The 17,326-nt window shown below is 63.4% G+C and carries 12 protein-coding genes; 1 reads left to right on the top strand and 11 read right to left on the bottom strand.

The features are described from left to right. The 3 genes from NKH54_RS02580 to NKH54_RS02570 all read right to left on the bottom strand — a co-directional run bounded on the left by NKH54_RS02580 (nucleotide 1) and on the right by NKH54_RS02570 (nucleotide 7,225). The gene (locus NKH54_RS02580) at nucleotides 1–2,412 is read right to left on the bottom strand and encodes a circularly permuted type 2 ATP-grasp protein (RefSeq protein ID WP_353027672.1); all 2,412 of its coding nucleotides are present in this window, start codon (nucleotides 2,410–2,412) and stop codon (nucleotides 1–3) included. Nucleotides 2,413–2,418: 6 nt separating this feature from the next. Continuing rightward, nucleotides 2,419–5,778 (bottom strand): transglutaminase family protein, encoded by a 3,360-nt coding sequence (locus NKH54_RS02575; protein WP_353027671.1) that lies wholly within the window; start codon nucleotides 5,776–5,778, stop codon nucleotides 2,419–2,421. Nucleotides 5,779–6,028: 250 nt separating this feature from the next. Beyond that, a complete protein-coding gene (locus tag NKH54_RS02570) occupies nucleotides 6,029–7,225 on the bottom strand; it encodes an acyl-CoA dehydrogenase (protein WP_353027670.1) in 1,197 nt (398 codons plus the stop codon). A gap of 106 nt (nucleotides 7,226–7,331) precedes the next feature. Between NKH54_RS02570 and NKH54_RS02565 the strand changes: the two genes are divergently transcribed. Further along, the gene (locus NKH54_RS02565) at nucleotides 7,332–8,243 is read left to right on the top strand and encodes a LysR family transcriptional regulator (RefSeq protein ID WP_353027669.1); all 912 of its coding nucleotides are present in this window, start codon (nucleotides 7,332–7,334) and stop codon (nucleotides 8,241–8,243) included. Nucleotides 8,244–8,254: 11 nt separating this feature from the next. On the opposite strand, the gene NKH54_RS02560 is transcribed toward NKH54_RS02565, so the two are convergent. The 8 genes from NKH54_RS02560 to NKH54_RS02525 all read right to left on the bottom strand — a co-directional run bounded on the left by NKH54_RS02560 (nucleotide 8,255) and on the right by NKH54_RS02525 (nucleotide 17,285). Continuing rightward, nucleotides 8,255–8,437, bottom strand: coding sequence for a hypothetical protein (locus NKH54_RS02560; protein WP_353027668.1), 183 nt, complete (start codon nucleotides 8,435–8,437; stop codon nucleotides 8,255–8,257). A 65-nt stretch (nucleotides 8,438–8,502) separates the two neighbouring features. Next, entirely contained in the window at nucleotides 8,503–10,824 is a 2,322-nt protein-coding gene (locus tag NKH54_RS02555) for a Tex family protein (protein WP_353027667.1), read from the bottom strand. A 114-nt stretch (nucleotides 10,825–10,938) separates the two neighbouring features. Continuing rightward, nucleotides 10,939–12,120 carry a serine hydrolase domain-containing protein gene (locus NKH54_RS02550; protein ID WP_353027666.1) on the bottom strand — a complete coding sequence of 394 codons (1,182 nt, stop codon included), beginning with the start codon at nucleotides 12,118–12,120 and terminating at the stop codon, nucleotides 10,939–10,941. A 32-nt stretch (nucleotides 12,121–12,152) separates the two neighbouring features. After that, nucleotides 12,153–13,349 (bottom strand): serine hydrolase domain-containing protein, encoded by a 1,197-nt coding sequence (locus NKH54_RS02545; RefSeq protein ID WP_353027665.1) that lies wholly within the window; start codon nucleotides 13,347–13,349, stop codon nucleotides 12,153–12,155. 61 nt (nucleotides 13,350–13,410) lie between these two features. Further along, entirely contained in the window at nucleotides 13,411–14,445 is a 1,035-nt protein-coding gene (locus tag NKH54_RS02540) for an ABC transporter substrate-binding protein (RefSeq protein ID WP_023671767.1), read from the bottom strand. 23 nt (nucleotides 14,446–14,468) lie between these two features. Further along, a complete protein-coding gene (locus tag NKH54_RS02535) occupies nucleotides 14,469–15,269 on the bottom strand; it encodes an ABC transporter permease (protein WP_023671766.1) in 801 nt (266 codons plus the stop codon). Further along, the gene (locus NKH54_RS02530) at nucleotides 15,262–16,182 is read right to left on the bottom strand and encodes an ABC transporter permease (protein WP_353027664.1); all 921 of its coding nucleotides are present in this window, start codon (nucleotides 16,180–16,182) and stop codon (nucleotides 15,262–15,264) included. The genes NKH54_RS02535 and NKH54_RS02530 overlap by 8 nt, the downstream gene beginning before the upstream one ends. Before the next feature lie 2 nt (nucleotides 16,183–16,184). Further along, complete coding sequence (locus tag NKH54_RS02525) at nucleotides 16,185–17,285, bottom strand: ABC transporter ATP-binding protein (protein ID WP_023683467.1); 1,101 nt, start codon at nucleotides 17,283–17,285, stop codon at nucleotides 16,185–16,187. Nucleotides 17,286–17,326 lie beyond the last annotated feature (41 nt).

The raw sequence follows: 17,326 nt of genomic DNA, 5'->3' as shown, positions 1-17,326 counted from the left end.
TTAACCGAAATACGCTTTAGCCAGGCTGCTATAGAGGTTGCCGATCTCAGTTGCGAGATCGTCCAGCACCTCCGCCGACATCTCCGATGGCTCCATGACGGCAATTGCCGTGTTGAGCTGCAGGATTTCCTTGGCCGCGACCGACATATGCCCCTCCGGCCCAACCGATGGCAACAGGCCGATCTCCGCCTTCAGCCGTTCGAGCTGGAACAGGATCGAGCGCGGGTTGAGTGGGTCGAGCGCCAAGAGGTCGATCACCGTGCGCCGTCCGGCCCGCACCGGATATTGCCGGCGGTGGGTCATGACGCTGTCGCCGATCTCCAGCATCATGTCGAGCGAGCCGTCCGGCGCACCGGACCTTGTCAGTCGGGCTAGCGTACGGGCGATCTGGATGCCGCGCTCGATCCGCCGGCCGATCTCGAGGAAACGCCAGCCGGTGAAACGGTACATATTCTCGTGCAACAGGCCGGAGAAACCGGCGAGCTTGCGCAGCATGACCGTCATCGCCCGTGTCGCGTCGTCACCCGGCGCCACCGTGGTGGCGAACTGATGAATGGTCTTCGACAGGTCCTTCAGCGCCAGCCAGCCATCGGGCGAAAAGCGGTCGCGGATCTGTCCGGCGCTGTAGACGGCGCTGTCCAGCGTGCCGATCAATCCGGGCGGAATGGCCACTTCGAGATCGACGCCGAACGGTTCGAGATAGTCCCTGATATCGGCGAGCAGCAGCATGTCAGGATCGGACGTCTCGGCCAGCCGCACATGATAGGCGCGCAGGATGCGAACCGTATCCTCCGAGCGCTCGATATAGCGGCCGAGCCAGGTCAGGTTTTCCGCCGCGCGGCTGGGCAGGCTCCCCGGCATGGTGCGGACGAAGCTGTCATGCTCCTGCGGCAGCAGCGTCTCGCGCTCGACCGACCGGTCGCTGACCACCCAGACGTCGGCCGCCTGGCCGCCGCGCTGCATGGCGATGGCCGTCGGGTCGAGCGAAAGGCCGACACGGGCGAAACCGCCCGGCATTACCGTCCAGCCATCGGGCGTGCGCGCGAGATAAACGCGCAGGCTTGCCGGCCGTGGCTCCAGCCAGCCTCCGACATAGACCGGCGTCGTCGACAGCGTCACCGCTTCCTGGCCGACGAAACCGCTGCCATCGCTCTCGATGCGCGCAATCAGCGCGATGCGTTCCTCCGGCGTCAGTGCCGAACCGAGCCTGGTCTGGCCGTCATCCTCGAAGGCCAGCCGCGTCGACAGCGCCGGACCGATCACCATGCGATCGATATTGGCAAGCACATGGGCCCGTTCGGTTGCTTGCCCGCACCACCAGGTGGCCACGCTTGGCAACAGAAGTTCTTCGCCGCGCAATGCGCGCGAAATCTTCGGCAGGAAGGCGAGCAGCGCCCGGGTTTCCATCAAGCCCGACCCCAGCGCATTGACCGTAGACACGGTGCCGCGGCGGATCGCCTCGACCAGCCCCGGCGTGCCGATATGCGAGTCCGACCTCAGTTCCAGCGGATCGGCAAAGGCGGCGTCGAGCCGCCGCCACAGCACGCTGATCGGCATCAGCCCGGAAACCGTGCGCACCATCAGCTTGCCGCCGGACACGGTCAGATCCTCGCCCTCGAGCAGCATGATGCCGAGATAGCGGGCGATATAGGCGTGCTCATAATAAGTCTCGTTGAGCGGCCCCGGCGTCAGAATGGCGACGCGGCCGTCATTCTCCTTCGCCATGCCGATCAGCGCATCGCGAAAGCGGCGGAAGAAACCGGCCAGGCGATGCACATGCATCTCGCCATAGACGTCGGACAAAGCCCGCGTCGTGGCGACGCGGTTTTCCAGCGCAAAGCCGGCGCCCGACGGCGCCTGCGTGCGGTCGCCCAGCACCCACCAGCTTCCATCCGGCCCACGGCCGAGCTCGAAGGCGCAAAAATGCAGGAAATGACCGCTGGCCGGCATGGTGCCGACGACGGGGCGCAAAAATTCGGGGCTCGCCGCAATCAGGCCTGCCGGCAGGATTCCCTTCTCGATCAGCCGGTTCGGGCCATAGATATCAGCGACTATCTCCTCGAAAAGCTCGGCGCGCTGGACGAGACCGGCGCTGATCCCGGCCCATTCCTTGTCTTCGATCAGCAGCGGGATATGCGCCAGCGGCCATTCGCGCTCATTGGCGCCGGCCTTGTCATAGACGCGGTAATAAACCCCGGCGTCGCGCAGATACTGGTCGGCGCGGGCAAAGCGCTGGCCGAGCTTTTCCGGGCCCAGCTCCTCCAGCGCATCGATGAAGGGCGCCCAGGCCGGACGCGGACGGCCCGAAGCATCGACCATCTCGTCGACGACGCCGTCAATCGGCTGGTAGTGCTCCAGCAGACTGTGCCTCAGCGGCTTGCCGCGGACCTTTTTCTGATTCCCCTTTGCCATCGCTGATCAGAGTCTTGCTGGCCGCCTGAGGTCAAGGGTCATGGGGAAGTCTTCAGAGGCTTCTTCATTGCGCACCACATAGACCGACGGCGTATGGCCGCGCGGCTCGAAGCGGGCGAGACGCCGCGCCTCAGCCTCATTGCCGTTGACCGGGAAGGTGTCGTAGCTGCGCCCACCTGGATGCGCGACATGGTAGACGCAGCCGCCCACCGCCCGCCCCGACCAACGGTCGTAGATATCGAAGACGAGCGGCGTGTTGACCGGCAGCGCCGGGTGCAGGCCCGACGAAGGCTGCCAGGCCTTGAAGCGCACACCGGCCACCGCGACCTCGCGATTGTCGGTGACCTTCATCGGCACGATTCGGCCATTGCAGACAATGGCATGACGGTCCGGGTTGAGGCCTTCGGTCCTGACCTGCAGCCGTTCGACCGAGGAGTCGACGAAACGCACAGTGCCGCCGATGGCGCCTTGCTCACCCATCACATGCCACGGCTCCAGCGCCTGCCGCAGTTCCAGCTTGATGCCGGCATGCTGGACTTCGCCGCAGAACGGAAAGCGGAACTCCAGCTGGGCATCGAACCATTCCGGCCGGAATTCAAAACCGTTGAGCTTGAGGTCGTCGAGCATGTCGAGGAAATCCGCCCAGACATAATGCGGCAGCATGAAACGGTCATGGAGCGAGGTGCCCCAGCGCACGAAGCGGCCATCAAGCGGGTTCTTCCACGCACGGGCGATGATGGCGCGCACCAGCAATTGCTGCGCCAGCGACATGCGCGCATTGGGCGGCATCTCGAAACCGCGGAACTCGACAAGCCCAAGCCGGCCGGTCGGGCCATCGGGCGAAAACAGCTTGTCGATGCAGATTTCCGAGCGGTGCGTATTGCCGGTGACATCGGTCAACAGGTTGCGAAACAGTCGGTCGACCAGCCAAGGCAGCGGTGTGTTGCCCTGGCCCGGATGCGGCACCTGCGCCATCGCGATCTCGAGTTCGTAAAGCGAGTCGTGCCGCGCCTCGTCGAAGCGCGGCGCCTGGCTGGTCGGGCCGATGAACAGGCCGGAAAATAGATAGGACAGCGACGGGCGCCGCTGCCATTGCAGCACCAGGCTCTTCAACAGATCGGGCCGGCGCAGGAACGGGCTGTCATTGGGCGTCGCGCCGCCGACGACGACATGGTTGCCCCCGCCGGTACCGGTGTGGCGGCCGTCGATCATGAACTTGTCGGCGCCAAGCCGCGTCTGCCGTGCTTCCTCGTAGATCGCCGTCGTCGTCGCCACGCAGTCCTGCCAGTTGGCAGCCGGATGGATGTTGACCTCGATGACGCCGGGATCGGGTGCCACCCTGATGACGTTGAGGCGCGGATCGTGCGGCGGTCCATAGCCTTCGATATGCACGGGAAGGCCGATCGCCTTGGCCGCGTTTTCTGCGGCTGCGACGAGCTCGAGATAGTCTTCCAGCGCCTCGACCGGCGGCATGAACACGCAAAGCCGCCCGTCGCGCGGCTCGACCGAAAGTGCTGTACGCACCGCGCCGCCGATCTCGGTGATCTCCTGCTCCACCCGGTCTTGCTGGCCGGTCGCCGCAGTGAACGATACCGCCTGCTGGCGCCGCGCCATCTCGTCGGCGCCTTCCAGTTCGGCCGGAGCCGGTTCTGGCAGTATGGCTTCCCGCGCCGGCAGCGGTCCACGCGGCAGCGACGGATCGACCGGCACGATATAGGGGAACTGTGCCGGCGGCACATAGGGCAGCGTGCCCAGCGGCAGGCGGTAGCCGACCGGGGAATCGCCCGGCACCAGGAACAGCCGCCCGCGCCGCGTCTTCCACTTCTCCGAGCGCCAGCGCGGGTCCGATGCCTGGCTGTTCCAGCGCTGGACCGGCAGCACATAGCCGGACGGCCTGGTCAGCCCGCGCTCGAACACTTTCGCCATGCGGCTGCGCTCTTCGGGGTCTTCCAGTTTGGAGTTGGACGGATCGACATTGTCGGGCAGCTTACCTTCCTTCAGCAGCCATTCGGCCGGGTCCTCATAGGCCTCGCTGACCATCGCCTTGTCGATGCCGAGTTCGCCGGCGATTGCCGTCAGCAGGCTTTTCGCCTGCTGCGGCCCGACCTTCGCATCGCTCTTTTCGTGTGCGATCAGCGATGGATCGCTCCACACCGGCTGGCCGTCGGTGCGCCAATACAGCGAGAAGGTCCAACGCGGCAGGCTCTCGCCCGGATACCATTTGCCCTGGCCGTAATGGAGGAAACCGCCCGGCGCGAAGCGCTCGCGCAGTTTCCGGATCAACGCATCGGCCTTTTCGCGCTTGGTCGGGCCGACGGCGGCGGTGTTCCACTCGGCGGACTCGAAATCGTCGATCGACACAAAGGTCGGCTCGCCGCCCATTGTCAGCCTGACATCACCCGCTTGAAGTGCGGCGTCGACCTTGTTGCCCAGCGCATCCAGCGCCTGCCAACTCTCATCCGAAAACGGCTTGGTGATGCGCGGATGTTCGGCAATGCGGTCGACACGCATGTCGAAGCCGAACTCGACATTGGCAAAGCTCGCCATGCCGGAAATGGGCGCGGCGTTGCGGAAATGCGGCGTGGCCGCCAGCGGCACATGGCTTTCGCCGGTGAGCAGGCCGGACGTCGGATCGAAGCCGATCCAGCCGGCGCCCGGCAGATAGACCTCGCACCAGGCGTGCAGGTCGGTGAAGTCGACGGCGGTTCCGGCTGGGCCATCGAGCGCGACCAGATCGGGCTTCAGCTGGATCAGATAGCCTGAGACGAAACGCGCGGCGAGGCCGAGATTCCTGAGGATTTGCACCAGCAGCCAGCTCGAATCCCGGCACGATCCCTTTTTCGCGGCCAGCGTTTCCTCCGGCGAGAACACGCCGGTTTCCATCCGCACGATATAAGCGATCTCCCGCTGCAGCCGCGCATTGAGGTCGACGATGAAATTGACGGTGTTGGTGGCGCTACGGTCGATGGTTGCGAGGAAAGCAGACAGCAGCGGCCCCGCCGGCTCCGGCGTGCGGTAGATGGCGAGATCGTCCCTGATGTCTTCGGGGTACTCGAACGGGAGGGTCTCGGCCGATGGCTCGACGAAGAAATCGAACGGATTGTAGACCGTCATGTCGGCGACGAGGTCGACCTCGATCTTCAATTCCGTCACCGGCTCCGGGAAGACGAAGCGGGCCAGGAAATTGCCGTAGGGGTCCTGCTGCAGATTGACGAAGTGGTTCGCCGGCCCGACCTTCAGCGAATGGCTGAGCACCTTGGTGCGGGAATGCGGTGCCGGCTGCAGCCTGATGACCTGGGGCCCGAGAACCACCGGCCGGTCATATTTGTAATGGGTCAGGTGGTAGACGGCTGCCAGTATTGCCATGGGGCCCCGGAGATCGGCGTTTCTTCAGCCGAACCCTGACACATCTATTGGCCATTCTCCAAGCAGAGATGTTGCGCTGCACCTAAATTAAGCAGCCGAAGCCGGCTACTCTGTGTCGAGATTCAGGTCAGGCCGAGTCGAAAATGGCTGATACCGAGAACCGGAGCAGAGCGTACTTTTCGTACGCGAGCACCGGAAGCGCAGGCATCGGCCATTTGCAGGCCGGCCTCACCTGAACATCGGCACAGCTTTAGAAAAACGCCTGTATCCCCGTCTGAGCCCTGCCAAGGATCAGCGCATGCACGTCATGCGTACCTTCATAGGTGTTGACCGTCTCCAGGTTCTGCGCGTGGCGCATGACGTGGTAGCCGATCTGGATGCCGTTGCCGCCATGCATGTCGCGGGCCTGGCGGGCGATGTCGAGCGCCTTGCCGCAATTGTTGCGCTTGACGATCGAGATCATCTCCGGTGCCATCTTGCCTTCATCCATCAGCCGCCCGACGCGCAGCGAGCCCTGCAAGCCGAGCGCAATCTCGGTCTGCATGTCGGCGAGCTTTTTCTGGAACAACTGCGTGCCGGCGAGCGGCTTGCCGAACTGCTTGCGGTCGAGTCCATACTGCCGGGCTCGGTGCCAGCAATCCTCGGCGGCGCCCATCGCGCCCCAGGAAATGCCGTAGCGGGCCCGGTTGAGGCAGCCGAATGGGCCGCCGAGGCCCTTGGCGTTGGGCAGCAGCGCGTCTTCGCCGACTTCGACGCCTTCCATCACCACCTCGCCGGTGATCGAGGCCCTAAGGCTGAGCTTGCCGCCGATCTTCGGCGCCGACAGCCCCTTCATGCCCTTCTCCAGCACGAAACCGCGGATTTCGTCCTTGCCGTTGTCGCCCTTCAGCTTCGTCCAGACCACGAACACGTCGGCGATCGGCGCGTTGGATATCCACATTTTCGAGCCGGAAATCTTGTAGCCGTTCGCCGTCTTCTCGGCCCGCGTCTTCATGCCGCCCGGATCGGAACCGGCATCCGGCTCGGTCAGGCCGAAACAGCCGATCCATTCGCCCGAAGCCAGCTTCGGCAGGTATCTCTTGCGCTGCTCTTCCGTGCCATAGGCATGGATGGGGTACATCACCAGCGACGATTGCACCGACATCATCGAGCGGTAGCCGGAATCGACCCGCTCGACCTCGCGCGCCACCAACCCGTAGGTGACGTAATTGGCGCCGAGCCCGCCATATTCCTCAGGGATGGTGATGCCGAGCAGGCCGGCCTCGCCCATCTCGCGAAAGATGCCGGCATCGGTCTTTTCCTCGAGATAGGCCTCCTCGATGCGCGGCGCGAGCTTGTCGGCGGCAAAGGCGGCCGCGCCATCGCGCACCATGCGCTCATCCTCGGAAAGCTGGTTCTCGATCAGGAAGGGGTCTTCCCAGACGAACGCGTTCTTGTCGGCGGCCATGGCTTCGCTCTCTCCCAAAATCTTGAAGTGCTCGGGCTTATCCACCTCCGCTTCGGAAAAATCAAACAAAATTGCATCACAGATCAATGAGGTTTAGTAATGGATCATGAACGTCCAACGCCGGCTTTTACCCAGCACCAGCGCCCTTGCCGCCTTCGAGGCCGTGGCCCGCCTTGGCTCCTTCACCGCTGCCGCCCAGGAACTCGATTTGACCCAAGGGGCCGTCAGCCGCCAGATAGCACTTCTGGAGGAACAGTTCGGCCGCCGGCTGTTCGAGCGCGACAGCCGCAATGTTCGGCTGTCCACGGCGGGCGAAATCTATGCCGAAGCCGTGCGGGCGGCACTCGGGCAATTGCGCGACGCCGCGCTCGGATTGATGAGCAATCGGCATAGCGGCATGCTGAACCTCGCCATACTGCCGACCTTCGGCACGCGCTGGCTGATGCCGCTGATCCCGGATTTCGTCGCAGAAAACCCTGACATCACCATCAACTTCGTGACCCGCATCGGCCGCTTCGACTTCGCCCGCGAACGCCTCGACGCCGCTATCCATCATGGCCAGCCGGACTGGCCGGACGCCGATTCCACATTGTTGATGCGCGAAACCGTGATGCCGGTGGTTTCGCCCGACTTCCTTGCCAGCCGCGATATCACCAAGGCGGCCGACATCAGCCGCCTGCCGCTGCTGCACATGGCGACGCGTCCCGGGGCCTGGGGCGAATGGTTCGAGGAACAGGGCTTGAGCGCACCGATCGGACCCGGCATGCAGTTCGAGCAATTCGGCACCGTTGCCCAAGCCTGCATGGCGGGCCTTGGCGTCGCGCTCCTGCCGCAAGTTCTTATCGCCGGCGAATTGCAGCGCGGTCAGCTCGTGCCGGCGCCGGGACAGCCGATGCAAAGCCGCAGCGCCTACTACCTCGTCGTCCCGAACGACAAGCGCGGCCACCCGCCCGTCGTCAGCTTTCGCGACTGGCTGCTGGGCCAGGTTGAGAAGGAACCGGCCGTTCTGGCCTGGTAGCTACTTCCGCTTCATCGGCTCGGTTTCCGGCTGGAAGCGCAGCGTTCTTGCGACTTGCGTTCGGCAACTTTCGCATCGAGCTTGCTTTTGATCCGGGCGAAAGCCTGGTCTCCATCAACCGAACTGCCACTCGCCATGCCCTCGTCCCAAAGACGCCCCAACTCTTGGACACTCACTTTCTCGAAACTTGCCATATCGCGCGTATCTCCACACAAGGATGGTAGATAACGCTCTAGCGATTGCAAGGAACCATTCGGGGCTACTTCCGCTTCAAGGCATCGGCCAGTGCTGCGCCAAACGCGCCTTGCTGTGCCGGTCGTTCCGGCTGACGCTGCGGCATCGGCGAAGGTTGCGCCGGCTTGCCGCCGCCATTGTCGCGCGGCCCCTTCGGCGTCCCGCCCTCGCCGCCGTCCTTGCGCATGGACAGCGCGATGCGCTTGCGCTTGATGTCGACATCGACGACCCGCACCTTCACCACGTCGCCGGCCTTCACCACCTCATGCGCGTCCTTGATGAAACGATCGGCCAGTTGCGAGACATGCACCAGCCCGTCCTGGTGCACGCCGATATCGACGAAGGCGCCGAAGGCAGCGACATTGGTAACGGTGCCTTCCAGAAGCATGCCGGGCTTCAGATCCTTGATGTCGTCGATGCCATCGGCAAAGGTTGCGGTCTTGAAGCCGGGGCGCGGGTCGCGGCCGGGCTTTTCCAGCTCGGCAATGATGTCGCGCACCGTCGGCAGGCCGAAGCGTTCGTCGACGAAGACTCGCGGATCGAGCGCCTTGAGCGCTGCGCTGTCGCCCATCAGCGAGCGCACATCGCGGCCGCAGGCAGCGACGATCTTCTTGGCCACGCCATAGGCTTCCGGATGGACCGACGAGGCGTCGAGCGGCTCGCTGCCATTGGCAATGCGCAGGAAGCCTGCGGATTGTTCGAACGCGCGCGGTCCAAGCCGCGCCACCTTGAGCAGTTCCTTGCGGCTGGCGAACGGCCCGGTCGCATCGCGATGCGCGACAATGGCATCGGCAAGCGACGCGCCCAGGCCTGACACGCGGGCCAAAAGCGGCGCCGAGGCGGTGTTGAGATCGACGCCGACAGCATTCACCGCGTCCTCCACCACCGCTTCCAGCGAACGGCCGAGCCGATACTGGTCGACGTCGTGCTGGTACTGGCCGACGCCGATCGATTTCGGTTCGATCTTGACCAGTTCGGCGAGTGGATCCTGCAGCCGCCTGGCTATGGACACCGCACCGCGCAGCGACACGTCGAGCCCGGGAAACTCAGCCGCCGCTGTCGCCGAGGCCGAATAGACCGAGGCGCCGGCCTCGCTGACGATCACCTTGAGCGGCTTTGGCCCACCATCCGAAGGCATGTCGGACAGCATGTCGGCGACCAGCTTTTCAGTCTCGCGGCTGCCGGTGCCGTTGCCAATCGAGATCAGCTCGACCTTGTGCAGGCGGATGAGCTTGGCGAGTTCCGCCTGTGTGCCGCGCACATCGTTCCGCGGCGGAAATGGATAGACCGTCGTCGTCGCCAGCACCTTGCCGGTGCCATCTACCACCGCGACCTTGACGCCGGTGCGGATGCCGGGATCGAGTCCCATGGTCGGCCGCGAGCCGGCGGGTGCCGCCAGAAGCAAATCCTTGAGGTTGCGTGCAAAGACATGGATCGCCTCTTCCTCCGCCCGCTCGCGCAGATCGCGCATCAAATCGAGCGTCAGGTGCAGCGAAAGCTTGATCCGCCAGGTCCAACCGGCGACTTCCATCAGCCAGCGGTCGCCCGGCAGGCTGCCGCCGATGGCGTAGGCATTGGCGATCATCCGCTCGACCGGCTTCACCGGCGAGGCATGGTCGGCATCGACCTCGATGTCGAGCGACAACACCTCTTCGTTGCGGCCGCGCAGCATGGCCAGCGCACGGTGGCTCGGAACATTTGCCCAACGCTCGACATGGTCGAAATAGTCGGAGAATTTCGCCCCGGCCTCCTGCTTACCGTCGACGACACGGGCACGCATGAAAGCGCGCTCCTTCATGTAGGTGCGAAGCTTGCCGACCAGATCTGCATTTTCCGCGAACTGTTCCGACAGGATGTCGCGTGCGCCTTCCAGTGCGGCCTTGGCGTCGGTCACATCCTCGGTCACATAAGCCAGCGCCGCCTCGGCGGGCACCAACGACCGGTTGGCCAAAATAGCCTCCGCCAATGGCCCCAGCCCGCGCTCCCGGGCGATCTCGGCCTTGGTGCGCCGCTTGGGCTTGTAGGGCAGGTAGATGTCTTCCAGTTCAGCCTTGGTGGCGGCAGCCACAATTTTGGCCTCAAGTTCTTCGGTCAGCTTGCCCTGCTCGCGGATCGAACCGAGAATGGTATCGCGGCGCGCATCGAGTTCGCGCAGATAGGCCAATCGCTCGGCAAGGTCGCGCAATTGCGTGTCGTCGAGCCCGCCGGTGACCTCCTTGCGGTAGCGCGCCACGAACGGCACCGTCGCGCCCTCATCGAGCAGCCCTATAGCTGCTGATGCCTGCTCCGACCGCGCCCCGATCTCTGCCGCGATGATGGATGCGATGCGTTTGCTGTCTGCTGCCATGCTGGTCCCTGTCGCAAAGAGCGGCGACCATAGGCGCTGATGTCCGTCACGCCAACCGCAGTGTTCTCAAGCGTCAAAGAGGTCCACAGGAAAGCGCCTTGCTTTGGCTCGTCCTCAGACCATCCCGCTCAGCGCCTCGAAAAAGGCAACGATCTCGCGTTCGAGCGGATAATCTTCAGGCACCGGCTGCGACCCCATTTTTGCAATCACCACTTCCGTCTTCGGGTTGACGTAGAGCCATTGGCCGTGGATGCCGATGCCGCAGAAGGCGCCGTTTGCCGCCCCCGTCTGGTACCATTTGTTACGGTAACGGCCCTTCGGGAACAGATGCACCATTGTGCCGCGCTGCCAGGCCTCCGCGCTGCCGCCGGCAACGGTCGTATCGCGCACCCAGCCTTCCGGCACGATGCCGCGGCCATTGGCCGTGCCGCCCTGCCGCATCATCTCGCCGATACGCGCCAGGTCGCGCGGCGTCACCGAAATGCCGCCGGCGGTGCGCGCCGTACCTTCCATGTCGACGCCGATCGAAGCCTCGATGACTGCACCCAGCGGTAGCCACAGTTTCTCGCGCATCAGGTCCGGGAAGCGCTGGCCGGAAGCTCGTTCGAGCAGCAGGCCGAGCAGATCGGAATTGGGCGAACGGTAGCGGAAGGTTTTGCCGTGCGGTTCTTCGAGCCGCTGCAAGGTCAGAATGAATTCGCGCAAGCTTTCAGTGCCGCCGCCCGGATTCCACAGCGTCGCGCGGCGGTAACGGGCAAAGGCGCTTTCGGGATCGAGATAGGCCTCCTCGAAATCGAGGCTGACGCTCATATCGAGCACATGCCGGCAGCTTGCATCGGCATAGGCCGAGCCGGCGGCTTCCGGAATGTACTGGGTCACCGGCGCTTCCGGGTCGAACACGCCCTCGCCTTCCAGTATTCCGGCGATGATCGCGGTGACCGATTTGCTGATCGAAAAGATGATGTGACGGGCACCGAAATCCATATTGGGCGCGAACCAGTCGCCGATGACCTTGCCAGCCTTCATCACCGTCAGCGCGTCGCTGCTCGAACGTGTGAGGAATTCGGCCACCGTCTCCGGCGCGCCGGCGACGGAGACGTTTTCGCCGAGCAGGCCGCTCAGGTCCCGCACCGGTACCTCGACGCTTCCCGGCGTCGCCGCCACGGGGGCGGTAGGCACCAGCTCGCCAAGGTTCTGGAACGACCAGCGGTTGAACGGGCTTTCGCGCCAGTTGGAGAGCAGCACCTCATTGCGGGCGAAGCCGTAGCGGGTCTCGAACGCGGTCTTGCCGGTCATGAACGTTTCCTCAGAGGGTGATTTGTTGTGGGTCAACCAAGCGCCATGGCGATGGTGTGCACCGCCTTCAGCGTTGCCACCGAATAGGCGACATTGCTGAAATCCGGATAGGTCGAAAGCTTGACCACGACCATGCCGGTGTCCCAGTCGATATGGATCATCTGCCCGAACACGCCCCGGCACATCAGCGCGCGTGAGCGCGGGTTCTCGATCCAGAACTGGTTGCGATAGCTGCCTTCGGGCAGGCTCGGATTGAAGTCCGGCCCATGCCTGCCGTTGCGCGTCGCCTCGATCCAGTCGGCCGGCACGATGCCGCGGCCCTTGTCGAGGATCAGCTGGCCGAAGCGGGCGTAATCGCGCAGCGTCGCGTTGAAGCCGCCATCGGCCAGCGCATAGCCGGCGCTGTCGACCGTGAAGCAAGCGCTTTCGTCGGCGCCGAGCTTTTGCCACAGCTCCTCGGACACCAGCTGCGCCAGCCGTTTACCGGTGACCCGCTCCATGATGAAGGCAAGCACGTCGGTCTCGATCGAGCGGTACTCGAACGCGGCGCCATGCGGCCGCACCTTGTCCTTCAGCTGCAAGATCAACTCGAACAGATGCGGCGGCCATTGGAAATCCGGATCGCTGTCCGGCGGCACCGGCTTCCAGCCCGTGGCGACATCAACCTGGCCGATGTCGGAATAGCGATCGGTGTATTCCTCGGAAAAGCGTACACCGGTGGTCATATCCAGCACATGCTGCACGCTGGCGCCGGCCCAGCCGGTCGCGCCGAGCTCCGGCAGATAGGCGGTCACCGGTTTGGCCGGGTCGATCAAGCCGCGCCCAACCAGAATACCGAACACGGTGCCTGTTACCGACTTCGCCATCGACTGCGACAGATGCAGCGTGCGCTCGGCCATGCCGTTGAAATAGCGCTCATAGGCGACCTTGCCGTCTTTGAGCACCAGGAAGCCGTCCGTGTAGGTCTCGTCGAGCAGGCCAACGAGCGTCGTCGGACGGCCCTTGCTGTCTTCCACCGGCAGCGCGTCGAGATCGGTCTCTGCGCGCTCAAGACGATGGCGATGGCCATTACCGCGCCAGACCTCGATGGTCGGCAGGAATTCGCGGATGTGTTGGAAGGCCCAGCGATTCCATGGCGGCCGGTCCCAGTCGAGCTTCGGCGGCACCATTTGAGGCGGCGAGCCCTGCATGATCGACGGCCGCGGATCGCTGTTGCGATAGGAGTCCATGAAAGCCATTCCGGAAAGAAAAGACCCGGCGGCGCATGCCGCCGGGTCTGTCAGACTGCGGTTATTTCTGCAGTTCGGTCCAGATCTTGGTGTAGATGTCCTGGATCTCAGGCGCGCACATCTTCTGGAATTCGCCTTGTGCCTTCGCAGCCTCCGGAATGACGACTTCCGGGGCATCCTTCATATCGGCCGGCATGTACTTGTCCGAGCCGGTAATGGCGTTTGCGTAGCGATGGAAGGCCGAGAGGCCGGCCGCGTTTTCCGGATCCATGATGAAGTTCTGGAACAGCTTGGCGTTCTCGACATTTTTGGCTTCCTTGAGAACGACGACGTTATCGCTCCACAGGCCGTAGCCTTCCTTCGGATAATTGTAATGGATGGCCGGATTGGCCAGCCGCTGACGCAGCGCCGAACCGTTCCAGTCGCTGGTCGCCTTGAAGTCGCCGGCGCCCATCTTTTCGATGGTGTTGTATTCCATGGCGATCCAGTTCGGCTTGGCCGCGACAAGCGTGTCGCGCACCTTCTTCAGCACCGTCTTGTCGTCGGTGCACTGCTGGCCGCCGACATATTTGATCGCCGCGAAGATAACGTCATTCATCTCGGGAACGACATTGGTCTTGCCCTTCAGCTCGTCCGGCGTGTTGAAGATGATGCCCCAGCTGTCGGCTGGTCCCTTGTAGGCATCGGTGTTGACGACGACGCCGACGGTGCCCAGCGCCCACGGCACGGAATATTTGCGGCCGGGGTCGAAGTCTGGATTGGCCCATTCCGGCGCCACGTTCTTGAAGTTTTCCATCTTGCCCGGATCGGTCTCCTGCACGAGGCCCTCCTTGATCCAGATCGGCACGTAGGTTTGCGACGGAACGGCGATGTCGAAGCCGGTGCCGCCCTGGCGTACCTTGGCGAGCGCCGTATCGTTGGAATCGTAATCGGTGATGGTCACCTTGACGTTGTATTTGGCTTCGAACTTTTTGATCACATCGGGGCTGGTATAGTTGCCCCAATTGTAAATGTTCAGCTCGCCATCGGCGCGGGCCAGGCTCGTCGTTGCGAGCAGCGCCAACCCGATGGCGGCTGTCGTTGTTTTCCAGTTCATGGTTTTAGCTCCCATTTGTCGGTTCAGTCTCTTTTCCTGCTGACGAAGAAAAACAACGTGACGATCGCGACCGAAAGCAGCAGGAAGGCGGTCGATATCGCGTTGATCTCAGGCGTGATGCCGCGGCGGATCTGGCCGAGCATGTAGGTGGGCAGCGTATCCTGGCCGCCCGATTTGACAAACTCGGTGATGACGACGTCATCGAGCGAGATGACGAAGGCCAGCATCAGTCCGGCCAGTATGCCGGGCCACAAAAGCGGCAGCGTGATGCGGCGGAAGGTCTTCCAAGGCGTCGCGTACAGATCGGCGGCCGCGCGCTCCAGCGTCAGGTCCATGTTTTCCAGCCGCGCCCGGATCGGCAGATAGGCGAACGGGATGCAGAACGCCGTGTGCGCGGCGATCAGATAGCCAATGCCGGAATAGCCGGTGAAGATCTTGATGCGCGAGAAGAAGATCAGCAGCGCCACGCCGGTGACGATCTCGGGCACCATCAGCGGCTGGTTGATCGCCGCATATTTGAAGGTGAGGCCCGGATAGGACGCGGTGCGCGTGGTGGCGAGCGCGGCCATGGTGGCAAAGATTGTCGACAGCACCGCAGCGACGGCGCCGATCTGGAACGAGCGTAGCGTTGCGTCGATAACTTGCACGTTCTGCCAAGCCGACTGGAACCAGCGCATCGAAAAGCCGCCCCATTCGGACGTCGAGTTCGCCGCGTTGAAGGCATAGGCGACCAGCACGATGATCGGCAGATAGAGCACGATAAAACAGGTCGCAGCGATCACCGTGAAGCCGGTCTGGTGCTTGATGGAAAAGTTCTTAGCCATGCCGCACCCCCGACTTGCCGGCATTGCGCACATAGGCAAGCAGCGCCACCATGACGATGATCATCACCGTGATCGACAGCGCCGAGCCGAGCGGCCAGTTGCGGCCTTGGCCGAACTGCAATTCGATCAGGTTGGACAGCATCATATTCTTGCCGCCGCCAAGCACGCTCGGCGTCACATAGGCGCCAAGGGCTGGAATGAAGACCAGGATGGAGCCGGCAATGACGCCGGGTTTGACCAGCGGGAAAATGATCTTCCGCAATACATTGAAACGGGTCGCGTAGAGGTCGTAGCCCGCCTCGACGAGGCGAAAATCAAGCTTCTCCATGCTGGCATAGATCGGCAGCACCATCAGCGGCAGATAGACATAGGCCATGCCGATCAGAATCGCCGTGTCGGTGAAGAGGATCTGCACCGGCGCTGAGACGATACCAAGCTTGATAAGGATGGTGTTGATGATGCCTTCGTTGCGGATGATCTGCAGCACGGCGAAGGTGCGGATCAGAAGGTTGGTCCAGAACGGAATGGTGATCAGGAACAGCCAGAGATCCCTGGTTTTCTCGCTCCGCGTCGCCATGAAATAGGCGGTTGGAAACCCCAATGCCAAAGTGGCGATCGTCGTTATCACCGCCAGCTTGATCGAGCGCCAGAAGATGGTGACATGCGCTGCCGCAAGCGAAAGCGTATCGTCGAAAATGTCGCGTTCCATGAACACCGACAGCCAGGCATCGGGCGAAAACTGCCACTTCACATCGCCATAGGGGCCAGGCGTCAGGAACGAGTAGATCAGCACGATCAGCAAGGGGCCGGTCGCGGCGAGGAAGATCACCAGCAAGGCTGGCGCTGACAGCAGCCAGCGGTCGCGCACATCGCGCCGCTCCGCTGCCTTGGCGACTTGTTCCGCGGTCGCCATGATCAGTCCTTCAGCACTTGCGCGGCGTCGTTGCCGATCATGATGCCGATCTGGCCGCCCTGCACGAAGCCGTCACCGGCGCCGCGGCTGTTCTGACGCCGCACGATGAACGGCTCGCCACCGGCAAGGCGCAGATGGAAGTGCGTGTCGGTGCCGAGATAGACGATGTTTTCGACGGTGCCGGACAGCGAAGCGATCGGGCTGGCCGTGCCCAACTGCGCATGCTCTGGACGCACGACGATGGTGACCTTGCCGCTGGGGCTGAAGCCTTCCGGCAGCGAGGCTGGGATTTCCACACCAGACGGCAGCTTCACCGTCGCCCGGCCACCAGTCGCGCTAACCACATCCGCCTTGAGGAAGTTCGACTCGCCGATGAAGTCGGCGACGAAACGCTCGGCCGGCCGGTCGTAGATGTCGCGCGGCGAGCCGACCTGCAGGATTTTGCCCGACGACATCACCGCGATGCGGTCCGACATGGTCAGCGCTTCCTCCTGGTCGTGGGTGACGAAGATGAAGGTAATGCCCGTCTCGTGCTGCAGCCGCTTCAATTCGATCTGCATTTCCTTGCGCAGCTTGTAGTCGAGCGCCGAGAGCGGTTCGTCGAGCAGGAGCACCTTGGGCTGCGGCGCCAGCGCCCGGGCGAGCGCCACGCGCTGCTGCTGGCCGCCGGAGATCTGGCTGGTTCGGCGACCCGCCAGCGCCTCCATCTTCACCAGTTTCAGCATCTCGGCGACGCGCGCCTTGATCTCGGCCTTCGGCTTGCCCAGCATTTCCAGGCCAAAGCCGATATTGTCGGCGACCGTCATATGCGGGAACAGCGCGTAGGATTGGAAGACGGTGTTGACCGGCCGCTTGAAGGGCGGCAACGGCGCGATGTCCTGACCGTAGAGGAGGATTTCGCCGGCGGTTGGAAAGTCGAAGCCGGCAATCAGCCGCAGCAACGTGGTCTTGCCGCAGCCGGATGGTCCCAGCAGGGTGAAGAACTCATTCTCGCGGATGGATACCGAGACCGTATCGAGGGCAGCAACCTGCCCCTCACCCGATCCGAAAATTTTACTGACGTTTACGACTTCAATTGCATTCCGATCCGGTTTTTCCGGCACGATACGCCTCACTGTTGACCCCGCTCTTGCTGGCGGAGTTT

The organism is Mesorhizobium sp. M1004, assembly GCF_040318795.1.
GTDB lineage: Bacteria > Pseudomonadota > Alphaproteobacteria > Rhizobiales > Rhizobiaceae > Mesorhizobium.
The sequence above is the reverse complement of the archived record's forward strand: the minus strand, read 5'-3'. Positions and strand labels throughout refer to the sequence as shown.